Origin of the sequence: Chryseobacterium sp. 22543 (assembly GCF_052044565.1) — a bacterium.
Taxonomy (GTDB): Bacteria; Bacteroidota; Bacteroidia; order Flavobacteriales; family Weeksellaceae; genus Chryseobacterium.
On the sequence record NZ_JBQENH010000001.1, the window covers coordinates 741043 to 762056 of the forward strand.

Sequence of the window (21014 nt, forward strand, 5' to 3'; positions counted from 1 at the left end):
CTTTGTCATTCTGTAAGAATCTAAATGATGCTGTTTTACGTTGCCGAGACTCCTATGGAATGACAAACGTTGCGTTGAACATTTTGTAATTCCAAACTAATGAAATCAATTTTCTGTACATAAAAAAACCGGATTTAAAATCCGGTCTTATTATTATTTATTTGAATATTCAAATTTTCTTACAGCTTCCAGCGTCATATCAATTTCTTTATCCTTGATTGCATCACTGATGAAATACGTTTCATAACCACTTGGCGGCAGATACACTCCATTCTGAAGCATCTGGTGGAAGAAGTTATTAAACAATGAATGGTTAGCTTCCTGTGCTTCATCAAAGTTAGAAACTCTGTTGATATGGAAGAATACCGACATCATAGAACCTTTTCTGTTGATTTTATGAGCAATTCCTTTTTCATTCAGAATTTTTCCGATTTCAAAATCTAATGTTTCTGTTGTCTTGTATAATCTGTTGAAAAATTCAGGATCATTTTTAATAAGCTGAAGGGTTTTTAATCCCGCTCTCATTGCTAAAGGGTTTCCACTTAATGTTCCTGCCTGGTATACTCCTCCTTTTGGAGCCAGGTGATCCATAATTTCGTTTCTTCCTGCGAAAGCTCCTACCGGAAGACCTCCACCGATTACTTTTCCGTAAGTCACAAGGTCTGCTTTAACATTGAAAAGCTCCTGAGCTCCTCCGAAAGCCAGTCTGAAACCGGTCATTACCTCATCAAAAATTAATAAAGCTCCGTTTTCATCACAGATCTTTCTCAGATTTTGTAAGAAATTGTTTTCCGGCAGTACACACCCCATATTTCCTGCAACCGGCTCTATAATTACCGCTGCAATTTCTCCCTGATTGTGACGGAATAGATCTTCTACCTGTTCAAAATCGTTATAACGGGCAAGTAATGTATCTTTAGCAGTACCTGCTGTTACTCCCGGAGAATTTGGATTTCCGAAAGTTGCCGCACCACTTCCTGCTTTGATCAGAAATGAATCTGAATGTCCGTGATAACAGCCTTCAAATTTTACGATCTTATCTCTTCCTGTATAACCTCTTGCCAGTCTTACGGCACTCATACATGCTTCTGTTCCTGAAGAAACCATTCTGATCTGGTCAATATTCGGAACGTTATCAATAATAAATTTTGCAATTTCCGTTTCCAGTTCTGTAGGCGCTCCGAAAGAGAATCCTTTCTCTGCCTGGATTTTAAGTTCTTCCAGTACTTCAGGATGGGTATGTCCCAAAATGGCCGGGCCCCATGAATTGATATAATCGATGTAAGTATTGTCATCTGCATCGGTAAGGTAAGCTCCTTTTGCCGATTTCATAAAAACAGGAACACCTCCTACGGATTTGAATGCTCTCACCGGAGAGTTTACTCCTCCCGGAATGTATTTGTAGGCTTCATCAAACAAAGCCGAACTTCTTTGATACTTCATATATACTTAGTTGCTGTTGGCAGTTGCTGGTTGGCATGTAACTGTCAACGGTAAACGCTCAACAAAAAATTAAATTAGTTTCGTGGTTTTTTGTCTATTAAATAAATAAGCTGTCCTGCAGATGGTTGCTGTCCTTCATCCATTCTGTTTTTAGCATACAATTTATTTAATTTGATTCCGAATTTCTGAGCGATATCATGCATATCTTCTCCGGATTCTGCTTTATAAGTAGCTGTATTTCCTGTAGAATTTTTTGATTCCAGAAAAACAATATCATTTTTCTTTAAGATTTCACCTTCCAGTTCATTCCACTTGATCAGTCTGCTTTCGCTGACTTTGAATTTATTGGCGATGAATTTCACATCAGTATCTTCAGGAATTACGATATATTTCAGGCCGTCATTCGGATGGCTTTTGATAAGGATGGAATTAAGAATTTCAGCTTTCGTTTTGATTCTTTCCACTCTTTTTTGCTGTTGTGCGTAAGAAGTCTGTTTATAAGGAACTTCTACAGTAACCGGGTCTTTAGCTTTTTTAACCGCTTTTGAGGGTTCCAGCTGTGCCATGAAAGTTCTGTCGTCCTTCAGATCCGGATACATTTTAAGTACGGCATACAATACCTCATTAGAACTGGTATTGTCGAATTCATATAGCTTGTACTTTTCAATTTTGGTAATAAGAATTGAAGCATAACGTGGATTGGTAGCATAACCCGCTTTTTTTAAACCGGTTGCCCACGCTCTGTAATCTCTCATATCCAATTTGAAAAGGTTTGCGTAATATTTTCTGGTGGATAAAAATATAGAATGATCTTCATAAGACTGTCTTGGATCGTCATATACACGGAAGCATTCATTGGGTGCATCATCGGTATGTTTCATCGTTCTACCGGTCCAGTCTTCTTTACATTTTATACCGAAGTGGTTTTTACCTTCCTGTGCCAATCTGCTTTGCCCGCCCCCGGTTTCCAATAATCCCTGGGCAAGGGTAATAGAAGCCGGAATTTTATATTTTTCCATTTCTTCTACGGCATATTTAGCAAACTTCTGAATATACTGATCTTCGGTTGCCCAAGCCTGGGCAGAAAATTTTGATAAAACTAAAAGGCTTATGGATAGGAAAAGTCTTTTCATGTTTTTCAATTTTACTTATATAATTAAATTTCTGTTCTGTTTTTCTAAAAGCAGATTAGCTCCTTCAATCCCCTGTAAACCACCAGTGTGAAAGCACAAAATGCTGCTGTTTTCAGGAAAATAATCATCTTCAATCAGTTCAAAAACTTTCTCCATCATTTTTCCTGTATATATCGGTTCTAAAGGAATACCATACTTCTCTTTGAAATCATTGATAAAACGGATGTTTCCATCATTTATTTTACCATAACCTCCAAAACATGAATCTATTAGATTAAAATTCTGTCTCAAAGTTAATTCAAAAATTTTATTTTCCAGTGAAGCATCATCTACAACTTTAAATCCTATAACTTTCTGATTGTCTTCACTAAATTTTGAAATTCCTGCAATGGTTCCTCCGGTTCCAACTGCGGTGCAAAGATAGTCAAAATCTTTTGTTTGTTCATTGAGCATCATTTTCACCCCTTCCACAGCCTCTTCATTGGTACCTCCTTCAGGTACTATCAGGGCATCGGGAAACTCCTGATGAAGGAATTCTGTCAGTTTTTCTTTATGACGGTATTCTTCACGGGTGACAAATTTCAGGTTCATTCCATTTCTTTTGGCAAAAAGTAAAGTAGGGTTATCACGCCACTTATGCTGCAGCTCTTCACCTCTGATGATTCCCAATGTTGGAATACCCGCCAGATTCCCTACTGCTGAAACCGCGGCGATATGGTTGGAAAAAGCTCCGCCAAAAGTAATAATATAGGGTTTATCCGGATTTTTTTCCAGATAGTGGTTCACATTATAAAATAGTTTCCAGTATTTATTGCCTGAAATCAGCGGATGAATCTGGTCTTCCCTTTTAATGAAAAGTTTTACGTTTTTATGAATGGGAATTTCCTGAATGGAAACAGGTTCTGTGGGAAGTTGTAATAGCATTTCAGTTTTACTACTCAAGGTTTACTGTTTGCAAAAGTAGGAAAAGATTTAGTGTTGTAGAGATTTTCTCTTTGTATAAAGTACTGTTTACTTATTTTTCACAACAGATCATGCAGATTCTTACAGATGATTGTATTGATACTATCTTTTTTCTAAGTTTTAGCTAAAGCCGGATGAATTGTTGATTTATTTGATAAACGGCTTCCTTCGTCTACGCTCAGGATATTAACCCACTTCTATTGAATAAGTAGAGATGTGAATACTTTTTCAAAATAATTCATAATTCTACAGATATTTCCGGAAGTTCCAGAATTTTCTTTTTTTGAGATAATTAAAATTATTTTCATTCGTATAAGCTTCTCTTTCAAATGATATTCTTCTGTAAGCCAGATAGCCGTCTTTGAGCTTAAAAAACCAGTAATAGTATTCAATGACATAAAAAATATAGAAGAAAATAATGAGCATTTCCAATTGTTGGCGTAAATGGATTTTTTCGTGATTGATCAATACATTATTTTCCTTATCTTCGGGTTTCCTAATGAAGATAAAGGGAAAGAGAGCAATGCCATTAATTTTTAATTTTTTTAAAGGCTTTTGGCATACAATTATCATAGTAACAAATATAAAAAGTTTTTTGACTAGCATTTAACTTATGGCCCATTATGACATCAAAGAAGGTGAAGACTTCTACTATAATGAACAGGGGTACAAGGTTTTTACAGAAAAATTCCATCTGAAAAGAGGTCATTGCTGTAAAAGCGGCTGCAGACACTGTCCTTACGGGTACGATAAAAAGACTGATACATTCATTAAAAATGATAAAAAAAATAAATAAAATGAAAAAATATATTTTTATTTTGTTGGCATCTGCTACATTAGGTTTAACTTCTTGTAGCCCTTTTCAGGTACGTTCAGATTATGCTGAAACCGCCAATTTCAATTCTTTCAAAACGTATAAAATAAGAATTGATGATCTAAAATTGAATGATATTGATAAAGACAGAGTCCTGAATGAACTGTCTAAACAGCTTCAGAGCAAAGGGCTTCAATCCGGAGAAAATCCTGATCTGATTATCAACGTAAAAGCGAATCATAAAAAGGTTACAGATATCAATTCTTCTTCACCTTACGGTATGTGGGGATGGGGTGGACCATTCGGATGGGGTGTTGGAATGAGCAGAACATGGACTTCAAATTATAATGAAGGCGCACTGATCGTAGACCTTATTGATTCAAAAACCAACAAATTGGTTTGGCAGGGTATCGGAAGTGGAATTTCTGTAGATTCTCCAAAGGCGAAACAAAGACAGATTCCTGAAATCATGGCTGAGATTATGAAAAATTATCCGCCACAAAGAAAATAAAATTAAGTCATCCATTATATAAGCCAGTATTTTTGTACTGGCTTTTTTTATAAGTAATTATTCCGTTTTTCCATAGATAAAACAGATTTTCACAAATCAATTTTTATGTATTTTTATGAGTAGGATTATTAAGTTTTAAGTTTTGGCTGAAGCCAAATGAATATTGATTTTGATAAGCGGGCTAAAGCCCACTCCTATTGAACTAAAAGACAATCACTTATTAATAGAAAAATAATTTATAACTTATAATTCATCATTACTAACATGCTGTACATTTAAAATTAACGCTCACTTAATTTTTTATTCACAAAAATGTGTTATTCTTGCTTAAACTTAATATTATATGAAAAAAGTTATTTTATTTTCTCTATTTGCAGGACTCGCCTACGCTCAGGCTCCTGCAGGATACTACAATTCTGCCAACGGACTGAGTGGCGCAGCACTGAAAACTGAATTAAGCAGTATTATCACCAACGGACATATGGACAAAGGTTACAGTGGACTATGGACTGCGTATAAAACCACTGATATTGATAAGGATTATGAGAATGACGGTTCTATTCTTGATATTTACTCTGAAAAACCTTCAGGCACAGATCCTTATAAGTATACTCCGGGGACCAACCAGTGTGGAACATATTCTACGGAAGGAAATTGCTATAACAGAGAGCATATTGTTCCTCAAAGTCTCTTTAATGAAGCTTCACCAATGGTTTCTGACGTTAATTTCATCAGAGCTACAGATGGAAAAGTAAACGGAATGAGAAGTAATTATCCTTTCGGAAAGGTAGGAAGTGCTTCTTTTACTTCACAGAATGGTTCAAAGCTTGGAACGTCAGCTTCTTCAGGATATTCGGGGACAGTTTTTGAGCCGATTGATGAGTTTAAAGGAGATGTGGCCCGTATGATTTTCTATTTTGTAACCCGTTATCAGAGTAAACTTTCTTCTTTTTCCTCAGGAAACATGTTAGGAAGTTCTACATTCCCGGGACTGCAGACATGGGAACTGAATGTTCTTCTGGCTTGGCACAATCAGGATCCCGTTTCCCAGGCTGAGATCAAAAGAAATAATGCATCTTATACTTTCCAGGGTAACAGAAATCCATTTATTGACAATCCGAATTATGTAAACCTTATCTGGGGTTCTCAACAGCCTTCAGGTGATACTCAGGCTCCAACCACAGCAACAGGGCTTACTGTTTCAGGGAAAACTTCCAGCAGTATTTCTCTTGCCTGGAATGCCTCTACAGATAACGTAGGTGTAACAGCTTATAACGTTTATATGGATGGAAATCTGAAAACTACGGTAAGCTCAACCTCAACGACTATTTCAGGTCTGACTCCTTCTACTACTTACAGCTTCTATGTTGTAGCGAAGGATGCAGCAGGAAATTCGTCATCCAACAGTTCAACAGTTTCCGGTACCACCAATTCAGGAGGTACTACTCCAGGAACCAACTGTGCCAATGAAACTTTTGAAACCATTCCTGCAGCCAATTCTACCTATACAACCAGAACATGGAGCAATGGAGGAATCTCATGGACAGCAACGGATGCAAGAACTGATCAGACTATTAACAATAAAGCTATTACAGTAAGAAACGGGTCTTTAACTTCCGGCAGTTCAGCAAACGGTATTGGTTCTTTAACAGTAACTACACAGCTTAAATTCTCAGGAACAAATGGAACTTTTGATGTAAAAGTAAACGGAACAACCGTAGGAACTGTTCCTTACAGTACTTCATCTACAACTACTACTATCAACAATATCAACCTTTCCGGGAATGTAGTGGTAAGCCTGGTTAATAATTCAACAAGTAACAGAGTGGCTATTGATGATCTTGCATGGACATGCTATTCCGGATCAAGTGCAAGAATGGCTCAAAATACGGCTGTAGAAACAACTTCTAACAGTTTTAAAATCTCTCCTAATCCTATTACCAACCAGGAGATTTTTGTAAAAGGAGATCTTCAGAAGGTAAGAAAAGCTGAGATTTATACCCTACAGGGGAAAGTTCTTCAGACGATTGACCAACCTTTCAGAAATGGAAATTCTATCAGAACCATAAATCTTGGTCAGGGAGTTTATATTCTGAAACTGGATCAGGTTACGATGCAGTTTTTGGTAAAATAATTCAAATACTTATTTAAATATAAAAAAATGCCGGTCTTTTTAGACTGGCATTTTATGTTTTTAAAACTCAACATTTTTTTAATTGACAGGATTTTTTAACGCAGAGATTTTATTTTTTAATGTTTTATTTTTAAAGAGCAAAGAAGGATCAGCAAGCTGATTTGACTAAGCGAATGTTATAGAGAGATTTTATCCAGATCCGGATATCCCGATCCTTTCAGAAGGTCTTTCCATTCTTTATTTTTAAATACAAAGAGATTGCAGCGGTATTCGTCCGGTCTGTTATCTATTTTGGTTTCGCAGTAGTAATAGAGTATATCTTTGTTTCTCCAGATCGCCACTTCCTGTCTGAGTTTGTTATGCGTCTGGATGATTTCATTATCTCTAACTTCTGATTCAAAACCTTCACGTATGGTATCAAAGCTGGGTTTCTGAAGTGTTTTGTTCAGATTATCCAGAAGTGCAGTTTTTTCCTGCTCTGTATAAATATCAAGCTGATACATTCCCAATTCATCTTCTTTTTCATTGGCAAGAGGACCTATTTCCTGATCAACCTTTCCGAAGTGTAAAATTACTTTATTGGTATTTTTATTATACTTTCCTTCCAGATCTATTCCGTTGAAGTGTAATAGTTCTTTTGATGAAAAAGCCAGTTTTTCATTTCCGATGAGGGTAACTTCACTGCTACGTACGGCTTCTTTGGCTGTTGCTCCGGCAGATTTTAAAATTTCATTAATATTCTGACCTACAGTAATTTTGGCAAGATTAAAGGGTTCTGTCTGCGTACTTCCCTGTGTTTCAACCAAAGCTTCAGTTTCTTTATTTTTCTGATGGCCGCATGAAGCAAGTCCCCAACAGATCATTGACAGTACTATATATTTCAATCCTTTCATAATGTTAGTGTTAGTAAGCAGTTCTCAATAATAAAACAGAAAAAAGTGGATTCAAGTATCCAGAATCTGTTTTTTTATTTCTTCATCCTTTTAAAGGCTTATTTTTAATTCATATACTTATACCACGGAGAAGCCGGAGATGTGGGATATTTTAATCCAAAATTACTGATTCTGTTTGTCTTTAATTATTTTAGACCAATCGGTAAACATTTTAGTAATGGTATTGGCATTGATTAAACTGAAAATAAACATTCCGGTAAAGACGGTAAGCCAGCAATATGCTAATTTCACTCCATTTTTGTCTGTAATAAAGAAAAGAACAAATATAGTGATCGCTCCAAATATAAAAGTAAAAAGCAATGTATACATCAACACATGAATGATGTACATATTGAATTTAAGCTTTCTGAACATCCAGCCTATCAGGGCAACGGGGATAAATAATAGCAGAGGTATGAACATCGCCCCGAAGATAACAACTTCAGGATAATCTGTAATTCTGTCCTCCAGTCCGAAGAAGGTGTTAAAACTGAACCCCATCATAATGTTTCTCGGCATTGGTTACCTCCAGTAAAGTCTTATCTTTATATCCTAACATTTTCGCCAGTATAACATTGGGAAATTCATGGATTCCTATGTTATAAAGGTTAATACTGTCATTAAAAAATTCTCTTCTGTCTGCTATTTTGTTTTCCAGATCGGAAACTCTTTTTTGCAGCTCCAGGAAGTTATTATTAGATTTCAGCTCGGGATAGTTCTCTGAAACTGCAAAGAATGAAGAGAGTGCTTTTGAGGTTTCGTTGGCAATTTCGGTTCTTTTATCTGCATCCGTACTGTTATTGTAAAAAGTTCTGAGCTCTGTAAGGCGGGCCAGAAGCTTTTCCTCATAATTCATAAAGTGTTTGGCTACGGTGACAAGATTGGGAATCTCATCTGCACGTTGTTTCAGCACCACATCAATATTTCCGTAAGCTTTTTCAACATTAAATTTGAGCATGACCAATTTGTTATACAGATTGATCAAAAAACTGATAATAACTACTCCTAACAGGATAAGTAATATGATTGCGACCGTCTGATTCATTATTGTATGAGTATATAAATAATTATTAAAAGGATGATGGAACAGGTAAACATAAATGACCTCAGCAATGGCTGATATTTGTTCCAAACACTGATTCCTGATGATGAAGTAATCCCGAGAACTTTATAATAGTCGTCTTTTCTAATGAAAGGTGTCCCGTTTTTAGAATCGGCATATCCCACCAAAAGCATTTTCTGCCCGTCTTTTATAAGGGTTTCTTTGTATCTTTTGCCTCCGTGGCTGCTTATATTGGTTTCTCCCAACAAAACCAGTTCTATTCCTTCAGGTTCTACTTCTATAATTCCTGTATCATCTTTCATCTGAAAAATATTACATTGGGTTTCCCTGTGAATGATGCTGTATGTTTCTTTACCGTCTGAGTCTCGCCCAATATTTTCGATGGTATAATAATATCCAATGCATTCTTCATTCTTCACCGGTGAAGATAAGGGATTTTTCATGATCAGGCTACCTTCAATCTCTACTACTCCTTTGGCTACGGAATGGATCTTTGAGGTGGGAAGAGAGGACTGCAGACGTAAAAAACGTTTTGCAGCATTAGGCTTCATTACTATGATAAATATGAATATAAAAAATAATAAAGGAATAAGAATGATGGCTTTTTCGGCATAGCTGTCATAATTATTTGCAATTTCATAAGCATATTCATGCAGTGGCATTTTGTCCTTGAAAATAACCCATAGAATAAAATAAATAAAGCATACGGCTATTATTCCTAAAATGATATATGCAATGTACGGCCTTTCTTTTTTTATTCCCATCTGTTCTGTTCTCAAATCCAGGAAAAATACATGACTGTTATTCCGATATTTTTACTTTTCCCTAAATTACATCAGATTCATTTAGTTCATGTATTTATACCACGGAGAGGCCGGAGGCGTGGGATATTTTAACCCGAACACGGCATTATTACGGTAAGCTTCTTTGGTCACGGAAATGTATTTATTTCTTATTTTCCCATCATCTTCAATGGAAATACTTAGTATGGAATAATTTTTTCCATCATCCCAGAAGAAAGAAGTTGGATAAGTAAAGGCATTTTTTTGATTTTGATCCCATGAAACTTTTTCGGGAGAAAGTTTTTTCAATTTTTCAAAAATAGGTTTTACAAGTTTGATATCTACAGTTGCTTTATCCGTGATAGAAGCTGTAGGATTTCCATGTTTTTTTACTATTTTTTCTACAAATTCCAAAGAGTATTTTTCGGCAGCATTGGTGTCAACAGCCCCTACTTTTCCTTTGTATACTGTAATTCTTGTACCCATCGTATTATCTAAGGGTATATTTCCATACGTTATTCCTTTGTTTTCATCAGCATAGTATTGAATGATGTCTGCTTTTGCGGCATCTTTCAAAAATAAATCTTTGTTTTCAAAGTCATATTTTTTTGCGTCATCGCCTAATGAAACTGATGAAAGGTCAAATGATTTATTTCCACAACAGATATTGATCAATACTACAAAAATCAATATCAGAACTCTCGCTTTTTTCATACTATTTTATATTTTGATGATTACTATAATTCGCTATTTTTTATTATATGTTTGTTTTTAAACTATTCTTTATGATTTCAAATATATGAATACTATACAGGAAATATTAATGAAAATAAGCAATAATGCAAGTCTGGAGGACAGGGCTATTCTTTTTTTCATGGGATATGATGTGGTGTAGGTAGAAATTAATGAAGCAAAAAATGCAGCAAATCCTGTAAAAATACAACCTGCAGCAAACATCACCCAATCCAGCTGAAGAGCATTTGTACTATCCTTCCCTGCTTTATCTGTTATCTTTAGTTTCTGTCCCATAGCAGGTGGATGATCACTTGTAATATCCAGTGTTTTTGTTACCTTTTCCCCATTGGCGCCTGTATATTCTACTTTCGGAAAGAAAATCACCTTATCTCTGTAGGTAGAGGTTGAAAAGTTTTTAAACTTTGTAGTTTCTTTTTTGTATCCCACTACTGTTGCTTCATATTGCGGCTCATCAAAGCTTCTGTAAGCCTTTTCCCAGAAAAAGGTGTATGAAAGTACCAATGTCATTGCATTAACAGAAATAATAATGATTGAAATGATAAAAAGAAGGAAGGCTTTCTCCAAAAGACCTTCTTTTTTTCCTGACTGATCTCTGTTCGCAGCAAATTTCGTGAAGATTTTATATCCTTTATACAGAGAAAATATGATAATAATTGCTGTAAAATATCCTAAAAAAGTCATTTTCAATGATTAAATAATACTGAACCCTTTTTCTTTTGTTCTCATATGAAGTTTCACTTCCATTTCTATATTACTTTGTTTTTCAATATCGGGGCTTTTGAATTGCAATGGTTGTGAGCCGTCTTTTCTCATCAGCCTTACTAATTTTCCATATCCCATTATCTCAAGCTGCAGATCTGATTCATGAAGTTCTTCCACTTCCAGGTTCTGAGAAAATAATTGTCCTGCGCTTTCCACAAAGCGTTTCTTTCTTTCTTCTGTATAATATAAAGCTTGTTCCTGCAGTTTCATTTTGTCCTGTGACATTTCCAGATATTTTCCGGCATTATGGCTTTGAAGTACTGTTCTGATCTGCTTATAATATTTAAAAACATCACTGAAAAGGTCTTCTTCTTTGATGTCTTTCAAATCTACTGAATTTTGCCATCCATCCAGTACAAAAGGAAGCTCGACTTCTATTTCACCTGCGATTTCAAAATGAGGATATTTGATATTGTCACTCAGACCGTCCCATGGAGATTCTATTTTGGGATGAAAAGCAGATCGTGAAGCCTTCCAGTTATCAAGCTCTGCACAGAAGAAATCGATGGACATCATATCATCTTCATCCAAGATATTTTTTCCTAAACGAGGATACATTTTCCCGGTCACTTTATATTTCCCACTCTGAAGCAATGCCTGATTGATCATAGTATCACCTCCGAATCCTCCTTCTTTTGTTTCGTCTCCGTACCAGTCTATGACAGGAACATCATTTATATAGATGGTGCCTGAGCAGTACAGTCTCGGATATACAGAATATAATGGTTTTTTTAAATTATGCATACGTCAATTTAAGTTAAATATTTTTTTTCCAGGTAGAAAGTTTCTTCTTTTATTGCTTTTTCTTCTACTTTAAAATTACTTTTCCACCAGCCGACTTCTCCTTCTATTTCTACTGAAAGAACTACTCCTGAGAATTTCAGGATCGGCTGTATGAATAATCCTTTAGAATCGGAATCCAGTACAATATCTCCTCCAAAGTAAGAATCGGCTTTTGCAGCGGCTTTAAAAGTCATAATCGGTTTTGATTTGGTTCCTTTTACTGTTCCGATTTCGACACTTACACTGAGTTCAATGGTGGCTCCCATTTTCCCTCCAATAGTGGTTTTCCCCTGCATATTGATCCCGTTGATGCTGTCAATTTTCAGGGCATCTACCATTATTTCCAATTCACCATAGAACGTTGCTGTAAAGGTTACCGAAGCTCCTAGTTTTTCTAATCCTCCACGGAATTTATTAATAATTCTTGCGGCAGCTGGATTTCCTGTAGCTCCATAAGAGGCTGCAGCAATAGCAGCTCCCAGAATATCTATGACTACTTCAGCTCCGATCAAGGGTTTAAAGCCAAAGCCTACTTCACCAATTACGCTGAGTGTATTTCTTTCGTTTACTCTTTCCAGATACCATTTTCCTACGACTGTAAATTTTGGATATCTCATATTGAAACCTACCGGTATTGCTGTTTCTTTTGCCGCACTTTGAGCATAGTTGATTGCATTTTGGACAATATTTACAGCAGTGGCAATCATTCTTGCTACCAGTTTAATTTTATCTGCAAATTCATTAGTAAAGCTTCTCTTTTCTCTCCCGGCATCCCATTCAGCAGATAGTCCTACTCCTATTGAAATCGGAACTTTTCCGGTTTCATTCATTCTCATTCTGTTGTATCCTGCCTGCCTGGATTTTTCCTGGTGTTTTGCATAAACAGATCCAGGCGGCATATTGGCCGCTTTATAATTGGAAACATTCACCAAAAACTCAAGAGCGAGTTCCCATTTAATATCGGGATAAGCTTTGATCAGTACTGTAGTTCTTTTTTCGTTACTAAAATATCTACAGCTATGAACATGCAAATGAAACTGATTCGGATTGGTTGCTGAAGGCCAAATATATTCTATTGGATAAACATTGACTCTGGACAGGTTTGAATATACACCATAACTAAATGAAGGAGTAGTAAATGTTTTCACCGTATCTCCTTTATCTATTGCCTGCCCTACGTCTACAATCAGAGCTTGTTTTTTATGTTTTCCTTTACTGTCTCTGAAACATTCATTGGTTTGAAAACCTGTAATATCAATGATCAGATTTTTCTTTGTAGACACGCTGGGAGCTGTCACTTCATAGTTTACCGTTTGTGCATCATGGGCATTGAATACAAATGAGATATCTACTCTACGGTTGTTTTCGTAGTCTTTCTCATTTTTATATTTAATATTATCTCTTCCCATTTTATCATCGGTAGGATCTACTTCTCCTTTTCCTACTGAGATTATTCTTCTGGGATCTAACCCTCCGTCTGCAAAGAATTTTTTGACAACGTCTGCTCTTCTTTGGGAAAGTCCTCTGTTATAATTTTCTTTTCCTATAACGCAGGCATAGCCACTGAGATTCATTGTGGAATCTTTATGCTCCAGAAGGAATTTGAGTACATTATTCAGAATTGCGACTCCGTCTTTGTCAATGACTGTGGAATCAAATTTATAAAAAATCGTTCTTTGAATATGCTCCTGTAATGCAGCAGATTTTATCAGTTTGACACCATTCCCGTTGTCAAAGACTTTAACGGTTGTATTGCTGGCCTGACCGTCCTTTGTTTCATTTTCAGTAATCTTTATCACTTCAAATTTGCACGGCTCTAGTCTTACAGAGTTTACATCCGGTTTATAGACTTTGGTTGGTGTCTGATTCTGAGCTCCGTTGGTATTGGTAGTGGCTATTTTATTCTTTACATTCAGATAGATGGCATGAAGATCATCACCCAGCTTGTCTTTGATGTATTGTTTTGATGCAGTATCTTTTACTTTAACGTAGAATTCTTCCACATTCTGAATGTTGTCTACATAGGCCATCCATGCAAAAGTATTCTCCATTTTCACATTTACCTCACCATCTATTACCTGTACATTGTTGTAGGTGTGTACCAGTTTATCTTTTTTTGCAGACTGCTGGTTCCATAGCTCAATACTGAGTGTATTTCCGTTCAGCCCTTCTGTCATCAGGTTCAGGTGAACAATGTGTCCATAGGAAATATACTCTGCCTTTTTGTTGTTTTTAATACTCTTGCTGTTTTTCTGTGTAGACCATTTACTGCTTACAATTTTGGGATCACACCAGCCTTTTACATATATTCCTGTATCATTTTTTGGGTCTCTCACTCCTGACAGACTGGCTTCAATATAAAACTGATAGCTTCCACAGAACTGTTTTCCTATTAAAAACTTATATCCGGTAGCAGAGGTTATCTGATTGATGATAATTTTTTTACTGTTGTTCTGCCTCATCCAGGTGAGAGGTTTCTTTTTGTCTGCATCTGTAGTGCCTGGTAACCATTCGCCCACTCCAAACTGCACCCACTGATCCGGCTTTATCGTAACCCTTTGTCCTAATACAGACATTTTAGGGTAATAAAGCCCACTTACAACTTTTATTTTCTTTACGCCTTTTGCCATTTTTGTATCATTTAGATTGCACCATCCTGACCTCCTCCCGAAGGCTGTTCGTTATACATTTCTTCGGAATCCACCAACGGATTGATCTGCTGCTGGACGTCTTTATCTGCATTTTTAAAGTTCTGCTGGCTGGCTTCTGCTCTCTGCCCGTGGTCTATAATCTCAATGCATGGAGTTCCGGCAATAGCACATACGGCTTTGCTGTCTTCTACAATTATATATCCGCCATTGCTGAGCTGTACTTTATCATAAAACTTCTGCCATTCTGTAACCATGATCTTGCAAGGTGGCGGCGGAACTCCCATTTTGGTACAGTTTCCGAATGTGTTTTTTTCAAATGTAGCTGCTCCTATTTCTTTCGTGGTGACGATGAGTTTTTTGGAAGCGCTTTTATCATTGGCATATTCTTTTTGGTGTGTAAGTACTTTCAGCTTGTCCGGAGCCTGCCCGAACTGGCATTTGCACATGGCGCCCTGTACTACAATATGTTTTTCTGCCATATTAATTTTATCTTTAGTGAAATGGTAATTTAGTTTTTATCAATTCCTGAAACTGATACTGAAATCTTTTTTTCTTCCTGCAGCATGATACTGCATTCCAGATAAAGAGATTCCGGAAGTGAAGTTTCTCCTTTCATATAGCTTATGAGTCTGAAAGTTCCTTGTTCATTCATCACAGGTTCGTCTTCTATAATCAATGAAAAAGGTGATCTTCTTATAAAATCATCAATGTCTCTTTCTTCATATAATTTCCCTGATCCTTCTACAGTAATCAGACCTGTTTCTCCTTTTATCGGATCTGTTTGCAGCTTAATTTTGTATTTGGGTTCAATAGCGTTGTCCACTACCGGAAAAGTTGATGTCATTTCTGTCGTATAATCCGTTCCGAAACGTTGGTAAATCCCAAAGAACAAAGCCCGGATGAAATAATCATTTTTAAGGTAAAGATCTATTGCTTCAGGCTGGCTGATTACTTTTTCAATCTTTCCGCAGTATTCGTCTACGGTTTCGCCCTCAAATTCTTTATATAATTCTTCTTTTACAGCCGGCCATCTTTTGATAAATACCTCAGCATTTTCTACTGCTTCAAATTTCCCCTGTTCATCTGTACTGATCTGTAAAGGATATAAAATCTCAGAGGTTCTGTACGCCAGCAGATCTGCAATTTCATTGACTTCTTCTTCATTGAGATAAAGATTAGATGTTCTGTCTATCTCAAAAAAGTGGTGTCCTTTTTCTGTTTTCAGCCAGCGAACTGAGGTTTCATATTTTAATTCGCTTTTATCATCTCCTTTTTCAATGGTAATGACAACACTGTATTTCCGTACTGAAATTTCCGGCTGAAAAACGAGATTATTTCCTCTTCCGAATTTCACCAAATTGTTTTTATCTGCAACTGCCGTTCTCGGAATAAAAAGTTCTTTCTGCCCGTTAAGGTTGATCAGGATCATATCCTTAACATCGCAATGATTATTGTGGAAGAGTTTTAATGCATCTTTATCCAGTCCGTACAGCGAGGCTATACTTTTTAAAGTTTCATCTTTCTGAACGGTATGTATATTATATTTCTGCATAAAAATGTTCCTGCTTCAATTTTTTTCTTTATTTGATATTTTATTAAAAATGAATAACCCTTGTTCTGTTAGGTCTTGGATCCATACCAATACCTTCTCTTCTTGCTGACCAGTGAAGATATTCATGGCGAAGTTTTCTTAAATCATCCTGTTCCTTTACTTCTTTCTGATAAGCTGTCTGACGGTTTTCCGGGATTTCGTTTCCTCCGTAGGCATCCCGCAGGGCTTTATAATGTTTGAAAGAGTAAGGCTTGCCATCTCCCATCACGTAAGTTCTGAGACGGTCTTTTATTCCTATTAAAAACTGATCATCCAAAATAGAATATTTATCGTCTGTCAGTTTCTTTATGGTTATAGGAAGATTTTTATCAATGCCATATTCCGCCATAAAATGCAAAGGAATGTAGCTGTATGTCTTCAGCAGCTTGCGTGTTCCTCTTAGTGACAAATAGAATCCGGGGGTAATGGTGAGCTCATCTTTATGATACCAACCTTCATTTTCAAGCTCTGTTTTTAATGCTTTTAATTTGGTACTGGTAGTCCATGAAGTTTCAACTTCTTCCCACGTTTCCTGTCCGTTTTCGTAAGCTCCACCTACATCACAGTGTACCCCGGGGAATGTTTTTTCAGTTCCGATATGTACTCTCGTAAGGTCAAAATTTTCCCTGTGTTCATCTTCTGCAGTAAAGTGAACTACTGTCTGTGCTTTTCCGATATCATTCAGGCTCAGTTCTTCAACGTCATTGCTGAAATTAGGTACTGGTGACAGGTATTTTGAATAGGAAGAAACGGTATCGTAAATTCCCAGGAATCTTACTTTTAAAACATCTACTTTTAATCCTGCTTCTTCAAGTTTAAGGCCTAAATGTCCCCATTTTGGAAGTTCTTCTGAAGCTACCCCTTTTCCATCGTCGTCTGAATAAGTAGTAACGGAAACGGCTTCGTTGGCAACTGTACGTGAGGTGGCTTTATATTTTGCTTTTCCAATTTCGTATACAAAATTACGGGCAGCAGCAGCTCCACGGCTGAATCCGAAAACATCAAAAGTAAGCACAGCAATTTTATCAGCTTTCTTTTCTGCTTTAATGGTTTTTACCTTTTTTACAATTTCTTCGCAGCCTTTTCTTACCTTCGATCTGATCCCGGTTTCTCCTGTTCCAAAAGCATATCCCAACGTAGCATCTCCTTCTTTATCCTGAGTACCGATGCCTTCTATATAGATTCCAAAGTTTTTATCATAGTTATCCCACATACGGGCTACATTACTCCAATCATTGTTGTAACTGGTATTGTCTGTAGATTTACCACCATGTTTTTTATGGGCATCAGTCTCTCTCTTTCTTTCGTCTGTATTGGTTTTATTATTCAGGGTTCCGTCAAAAAAAATCCCAATGGTAATATCCAGTACTTCCTCTTTGGATACAGATGGTGTATAACTTCCAAATTGATTGTTGTGCATAGTTCTTGTTTTTAAATTGACTGAGTGAACGCTATGATTCTATCTTTCGGGATACCCTTATTTTTGCTTTGGTAACGGCCAGTTTTTCTTTTTCAGATTCTAAGGATACCAAAACATTTGTATTGTCTTCATTGACTTTAATGGTAAGATTAATGTTTTTATCCTTCCCTAATTTTTGAAACAAATCAAATATTTCTTTATCATCAAAAGCGTCTATCCATACTGCATACCTGTTGTTATTTTTATCTTTCCAGTAAAAACCACAGAATCTTGGTACCGCTCTGCTTTTATAGGTATTATCTTTCAAACTCTGATCAAAAAGATTTTCCTGTTCTCCGTTATAATTGGTAAAACCAAAATCTATCCATACTGCTCCTTCAGGAAGAACTACTGAAGGTTTCCAGTTGTATTTTTCTCTGTAGGTTGTATAGATGTCCGCTGCAGGATATCCTTCTTTTTCAATTTTCTCACGAATTTCTGGCTTGAATGTCTTGTAAGAAGGATCTTTCAGCATTCTGTCTGCAAAACCTTCTTTCAGCATATACTGAGCATTATCATATGCTTTTTCTTTGGTAATAACAGTATCGTGAGCCTGGAAAGCACCTATTTCTCTCTGGTTACCAGCACCCTTCATCCAAATCACCACTCTGCCCTGTGGAGCTAATCCTACGACAAATGAGTTGTATGTAGATTTTTTTTTCGTATCCTGATCTACAAATCCTTCATCAAAAAGGCTTTTTATCTTTTCTTTGTCCAGGTTCCATTTTCCGGTATAGAATTTTTTTTCTACCAACGAGTACCATGTGAACTCCAGCTCATGGGGAGCATTCATTCTTTCGGTGGTTACGTTCATCGTTCCTCCTTCTTTTCCCCATCCTGTATTCTGTGTTCCCCAGATCGCATCAAAACTGTAGGTGAAATCATCAGCCACAATAGCTCCTTCATACACTTCCATTGGATATTCCTGTGGGGCAGAAACGGTTCCCAGCCAACTGTATTTTTCTTCCATTTTTTTATTCTGACAATTCGTTAATGAGAAACAGCATACTATAAAAAGAATCAGTATGTTATATTTACTTATGACCATGGGACATAATCTTCTTGTTACTCGCTAAAACCAGATTATCTCTGTGTGCTTCCACATTGATTTTCTTTGCTATTTTTTCAACCTTTTTTCCTACACTCAGGTGATAGGAATCTTTTACTGTTATGCGCAGATTGGTTGCTGTTTTTATGATGGCCATATCAGAAAAGTTTTGATTTTTCAGCGCTGTTGAATTCTACTATCTTTCCACTCTGCATGGTCATATTTTCCAGTTCGCTGAACATAGAAATTTCACCTGCTATTTCATTGGATGTTTCAGATTGTCTCTTGAATTCTTTTTCAATCATTTCTGTTCGGGTATCGGAAGCTTCCGTAATGTCTCCTGAAGCCGTAAGTTTCATATCTTTTCCTGCTATAGAAACAATATTGTCATTTGCAGTACTGGTAATACTTGCTCCAGCTCCTATTGAAATTTCTTTTCCTGCTGTGATATTGATATTGTCACCAGCATTTAAAGTAAAGTTTTTAGGTGCTTTCATACTGATATTGCCCTGTCCGTCCATGAAATAAGTATTGCCACTCGGATCCAGAATGGTTACACTACCTTCTTCATCATTCATTAAAATTCTGATTCCACTTCTGGTTTGGATAGATTTCAGATGATTGTTTACACCACCTCCTAAAGCGATTCCTCCATGGAACATTCCTCCCATTACGAAGGGTCTGTCCGGATGGCTGTGAACAAAATTAACCATCACCTGATCTCCCACTTCCGGAATAGCTACATATCCGCGGTTTTGGGTAATCTGGTCTGTTCCCCCTGCATCAGGGCTCATCATACGGATAAAGTGAGTGGTATCATTGGTCTGCCAGTCAAATCTCACCTGTATTCTTCCCTGTCCTTCGGGATCTGTATTAGAAATTACCGTTGCAGTCTGTGGTTCAGCTTTTGGAAGGGTATATTCCGGTTTTGGAAGAAAGCCAGTGTCTGCTGCTATCCCTATGAAGCTTCCATTGTAATGACCTATTGTGTCAATTTCATGTTCTGCTTCTGTAATCATGATTCTGGTGAAATAAGAAGTTTCATTAGAGTCCTGTTTACGCATCTGCACATCTGCTACACATCCTGGATGCAGGAAAGGAACTGTTGTATTTCCTGAAACGGAAAAAACGTTGACAGCTTCGCTTCCTGATGCACTTTTCTGAGAGTATTCAACGTCAAGATGTGTGGTAGCTTTGATGGGAGCCATCTGTAAAGCCGGGGTTTTATAAATAGATTCGTTATGACTGTATGCTGTTTTTGCCAGATCACTCACATGTTTGATCGGGGTTGAACCGGAAGTCAGTCTTTCATTTTTATTACTGTTGTAACCGTAAAATTGTGGTTTGGTATGTACCGCTTTCAATTCCACTTTTATATCATTGGCACTGCTTCCGTAGGTAAGGGTTATGGGCTTGTTCTGAGCAGGAAGTTTTCCGAAGTGTAAGACTTCACCGTCATAGTAGAACTGTTCACCATAAGCTTCAGCCATTCTTGCCAGATAGTTGTAATGGGTTTCATCATACTGGCTGCTGTAGATGATCTGGGAAAAGTTATTCGCATCTACCCTGATATCAAAACGGCTTTTGTCAATTCCCTGTTTAATCACTTCTTCTGCAATGATTCCTACATTTACAGACTGTGCACCTCCAAAACTCTGGATATGTGGTGCTCCGTCAAGGAGAATGGTAGGACTGTATCCGGTAAGGACAATATTTCCTAAGCTCATTTGTTCCTGGCTGAATCCTACTCCGGTAATCACTCCTACAAAGGTTCTTTCAGGACTGTTGTCTATATCTTTATAGGAAATAACAGCTGTAAGTCTTTTTCCAAGGAACTTATTGGCTTCTTCCAATGAATGGGTCTGTCTGTCTCCCAGGGTATCATGTGCCAGTGTCAGCGTAAATTCGTGGTGTCTTCTGGTGCTTTGTTTAAGCTTAAAATGCTTATAATACTTGATAATCTTCCCTTCTATGACAAGAGAAAGTTTTACCAAACGGTTGATACCTGTATGATGGTTTTCGGAAATACCATCTGCATTCTGCGTAGGACGAAAAGACGTCGCTTGTGATTTTCCAGGTGTATTTGACATATTTTTTAGTGATTTGATTAATTTTCTAACCGTTTATTCAACAGGACGGGAATTTAAAAACAAAAGCTCCCACTGAATATAGTCTAAGGTAAAAAAAGA

21 protein-coding genes are annotated in these 21014 nt (G+C 36.8%); 3 read left to right on the forward strand and 18 right to left on the reverse strand.

The genetic code is table 11. The features are described 5' to 3' along the window. Positions 1 to 153: 153 nt before the first annotated feature. The 4 genes from hemL to ACTJIP_RS03200 all read right to left on the reverse strand — a co-directional run bounded on the left by hemL (position 154) and on the right by ACTJIP_RS03200 (position 4112). Complete coding sequence (gene hemL / locus ACTJIP_RS03185) at positions 154 to 1443, reverse strand: glutamate-1-semialdehyde 2,1-aminomutase (RefSeq protein ID WP_077418196.1); 1290 nt, start codon at positions 1441 to 1443, stop codon at positions 154 to 156. 74 nt (positions 1444 to 1517) lie between these two features. Further along, positions 1518 to 2576, reverse strand: a complete 1059-nt coding sequence (locus ACTJIP_RS03190) for a glucosaminidase domain-containing protein (protein WP_077418194.1) — start codon at positions 2574 to 2576, stop codon at positions 1518 to 1520. A 15-nt stretch (positions 2577 to 2591) separates the two neighbouring features. After that, the gene (locus ACTJIP_RS03195) at positions 2592 to 3500 is read right to left on the reverse strand and encodes a 1-aminocyclopropane-1-carboxylate deaminase/D-cysteine desulfhydrase (protein ID WP_077418192.1); all 909 of its coding nucleotides are present in this window, start codon (positions 3498 to 3500) and stop codon (positions 2592 to 2594) included. A gap of 285 nt (positions 3501 to 3785) precedes the next feature. Next, positions 3786 to 4112, reverse strand: coding sequence for a hypothetical protein (locus ACTJIP_RS03200; RefSeq protein ID WP_077418190.1), 327 nt, complete (start codon positions 4110 to 4112; stop codon positions 3786 to 3788). A gap of 40 nt (positions 4113 to 4152) precedes the next feature. Between ACTJIP_RS03200 and ACTJIP_RS03205 the strand changes: the two genes are divergently transcribed. The 3 genes from ACTJIP_RS03205 to ACTJIP_RS03215 all read left to right on the forward strand — a co-directional run bounded on the left by ACTJIP_RS03205 (position 4153) and on the right by ACTJIP_RS03215 (position 6998). After that, the gene (locus ACTJIP_RS03205) at positions 4153 to 4335 is read left to right on the forward strand and encodes a DUF5522 domain-containing protein (RefSeq protein WP_034745671.1); all 183 of its coding nucleotides are present in this window, start codon (positions 4153 to 4155) and stop codon (positions 4333 to 4335) included. A 1-nt stretch (position 4336) separates the two neighbouring features. After that, positions 4337 to 4864: a DUF4136 domain-containing protein gene (locus tag ACTJIP_RS03210; RefSeq protein WP_047387292.1), complete on the forward strand. Its 528-nt coding sequence runs from the start codon at positions 4337 to 4339 to the stop codon at positions 4862 to 4864. A 343-nt stretch (positions 4865 to 5207) separates the two neighbouring features. Next, positions 5208 to 6998, forward strand: coding sequence for an endonuclease (locus ACTJIP_RS03215; RefSeq protein WP_428167995.1), 1791 nt, complete (start codon positions 5208 to 5210; stop codon positions 6996 to 6998). Positions 6999 to 7174: 176 nt separating this feature from the next. Here ACTJIP_RS03215 and ACTJIP_RS03220 read toward each other — a convergent pair whose 3' ends face one another. The 14 genes from ACTJIP_RS03220 to ACTJIP_RS03285 form a co-directional block, all read right to left on the reverse strand. Further along, positions 7175 to 7891, reverse strand: a complete 717-nt coding sequence (locus tag ACTJIP_RS03220) for a hypothetical protein (protein ID WP_077418186.1) — start codon at positions 7889 to 7891, stop codon at positions 7175 to 7177. A 162-nt stretch (positions 7892 to 8053) separates the two neighbouring features. Further along, positions 8054 to 8449 (reverse strand): hypothetical protein, encoded by a 396-nt coding sequence (locus tag ACTJIP_RS03225; RefSeq protein ID WP_139348564.1) that lies wholly within the window; start codon positions 8447 to 8449, stop codon positions 8054 to 8056. Continuing rightward, complete coding sequence (locus ACTJIP_RS03230; protein ID WP_228408882.1) at positions 8415 to 8888, reverse strand: LemA family protein; 474 nt, start codon at positions 8886 to 8888, stop codon at positions 8415 to 8417. The genes ACTJIP_RS03225 and ACTJIP_RS03230 overlap by 35 nt, the downstream gene beginning before the upstream one ends. An 86-nt stretch (positions 8889 to 8974) precedes the next feature. Further along, on the reverse strand, positions 8975 to 9757 hold the full coding sequence (locus ACTJIP_RS03235) for a hypothetical protein (protein WP_077418180.1): 783 nt from the start codon (positions 9755 to 9757) through the stop codon (positions 8975 to 8977). Positions 9758 to 9838: 81 nt separating this feature from the next. After that, positions 9839 to 10489 carry a hypothetical protein gene (locus tag ACTJIP_RS03240; protein WP_440704108.1) on the reverse strand — a complete coding sequence of 217 codons (651 nt, stop codon included), beginning with the start codon at positions 10487 to 10489 and terminating at the stop codon, positions 9839 to 9841. Positions 10490 to 10558: 69 nt separating this feature from the next. Next, positions 10559 to 11212: a hypothetical protein gene (locus ACTJIP_RS03245; RefSeq protein WP_077418175.1), complete on the reverse strand. Its 654-nt coding sequence runs from the start codon at positions 11210 to 11212 to the stop codon at positions 10559 to 10561. Between the two features lie 9 nt (positions 11213 to 11221). Beyond that, on the reverse strand, positions 11222 to 12037 hold the full coding sequence (locus ACTJIP_RS03250) for a hypothetical protein (protein WP_228408881.1): 816 nt from the start codon (positions 12035 to 12037) through the stop codon (positions 11222 to 11224). An 8-nt stretch (positions 12038 to 12045) separates the two neighbouring features. Continuing rightward, positions 12046 to 14706: an OmpA family protein gene (locus ACTJIP_RS03255; RefSeq protein ID WP_180564369.1), complete on the reverse strand. Its 2661-nt coding sequence runs from the start codon at positions 14704 to 14706 to the stop codon at positions 12046 to 12048. Positions 14707 to 14717: 11 nt separating this feature from the next. Beyond that, the gene (locus ACTJIP_RS03260) at positions 14718 to 15206 is read right to left on the reverse strand and encodes a DUF4280 domain-containing protein (protein WP_077418171.1); all 489 of its coding nucleotides are present in this window, start codon (positions 15204 to 15206) and stop codon (positions 14718 to 14720) included. Between the two features lie 29 nt (positions 15207 to 15235). Continuing rightward, positions 15236 to 16279 (reverse strand): hypothetical protein, encoded by a 1044-nt coding sequence (locus ACTJIP_RS03265; RefSeq protein ID WP_219073119.1) that lies wholly within the window; start codon positions 16277 to 16279, stop codon positions 15236 to 15238. Positions 16280 to 16322: 43 nt separating this feature from the next. Next, positions 16323 to 17738, reverse strand: coding sequence for a phospholipase effector Tle1 domain-containing protein (locus ACTJIP_RS03270; protein ID WP_440704109.1), 1416 nt, complete (start codon positions 17736 to 17738; stop codon positions 16323 to 16325). A 31-nt stretch (positions 17739 to 17769) separates the two neighbouring features. Next, entirely contained in the window at positions 17770 to 18747 is a 978-nt protein-coding gene (locus ACTJIP_RS03275; protein ID WP_219073120.1) for a DUF2931 family protein, read from the reverse strand. Positions 18748 to 18811: 64 nt separating this feature from the next. Beyond that, a complete protein-coding gene (locus ACTJIP_RS03280; RefSeq protein ID WP_156106421.1) occupies positions 18812 to 18982 on the reverse strand; it encodes a hypothetical protein in 171 nt (56 codons plus the stop codon). A 1-nt stretch (position 18983) separates the two neighbouring features. Then, entirely contained in the window at positions 18984 to 20915 is a 1932-nt protein-coding gene (locus tag ACTJIP_RS03285; RefSeq protein WP_426481965.1) for a type VI secretion system Vgr family protein, read from the reverse strand. Positions 20916 to 21014 lie beyond the last annotated feature (99 nt).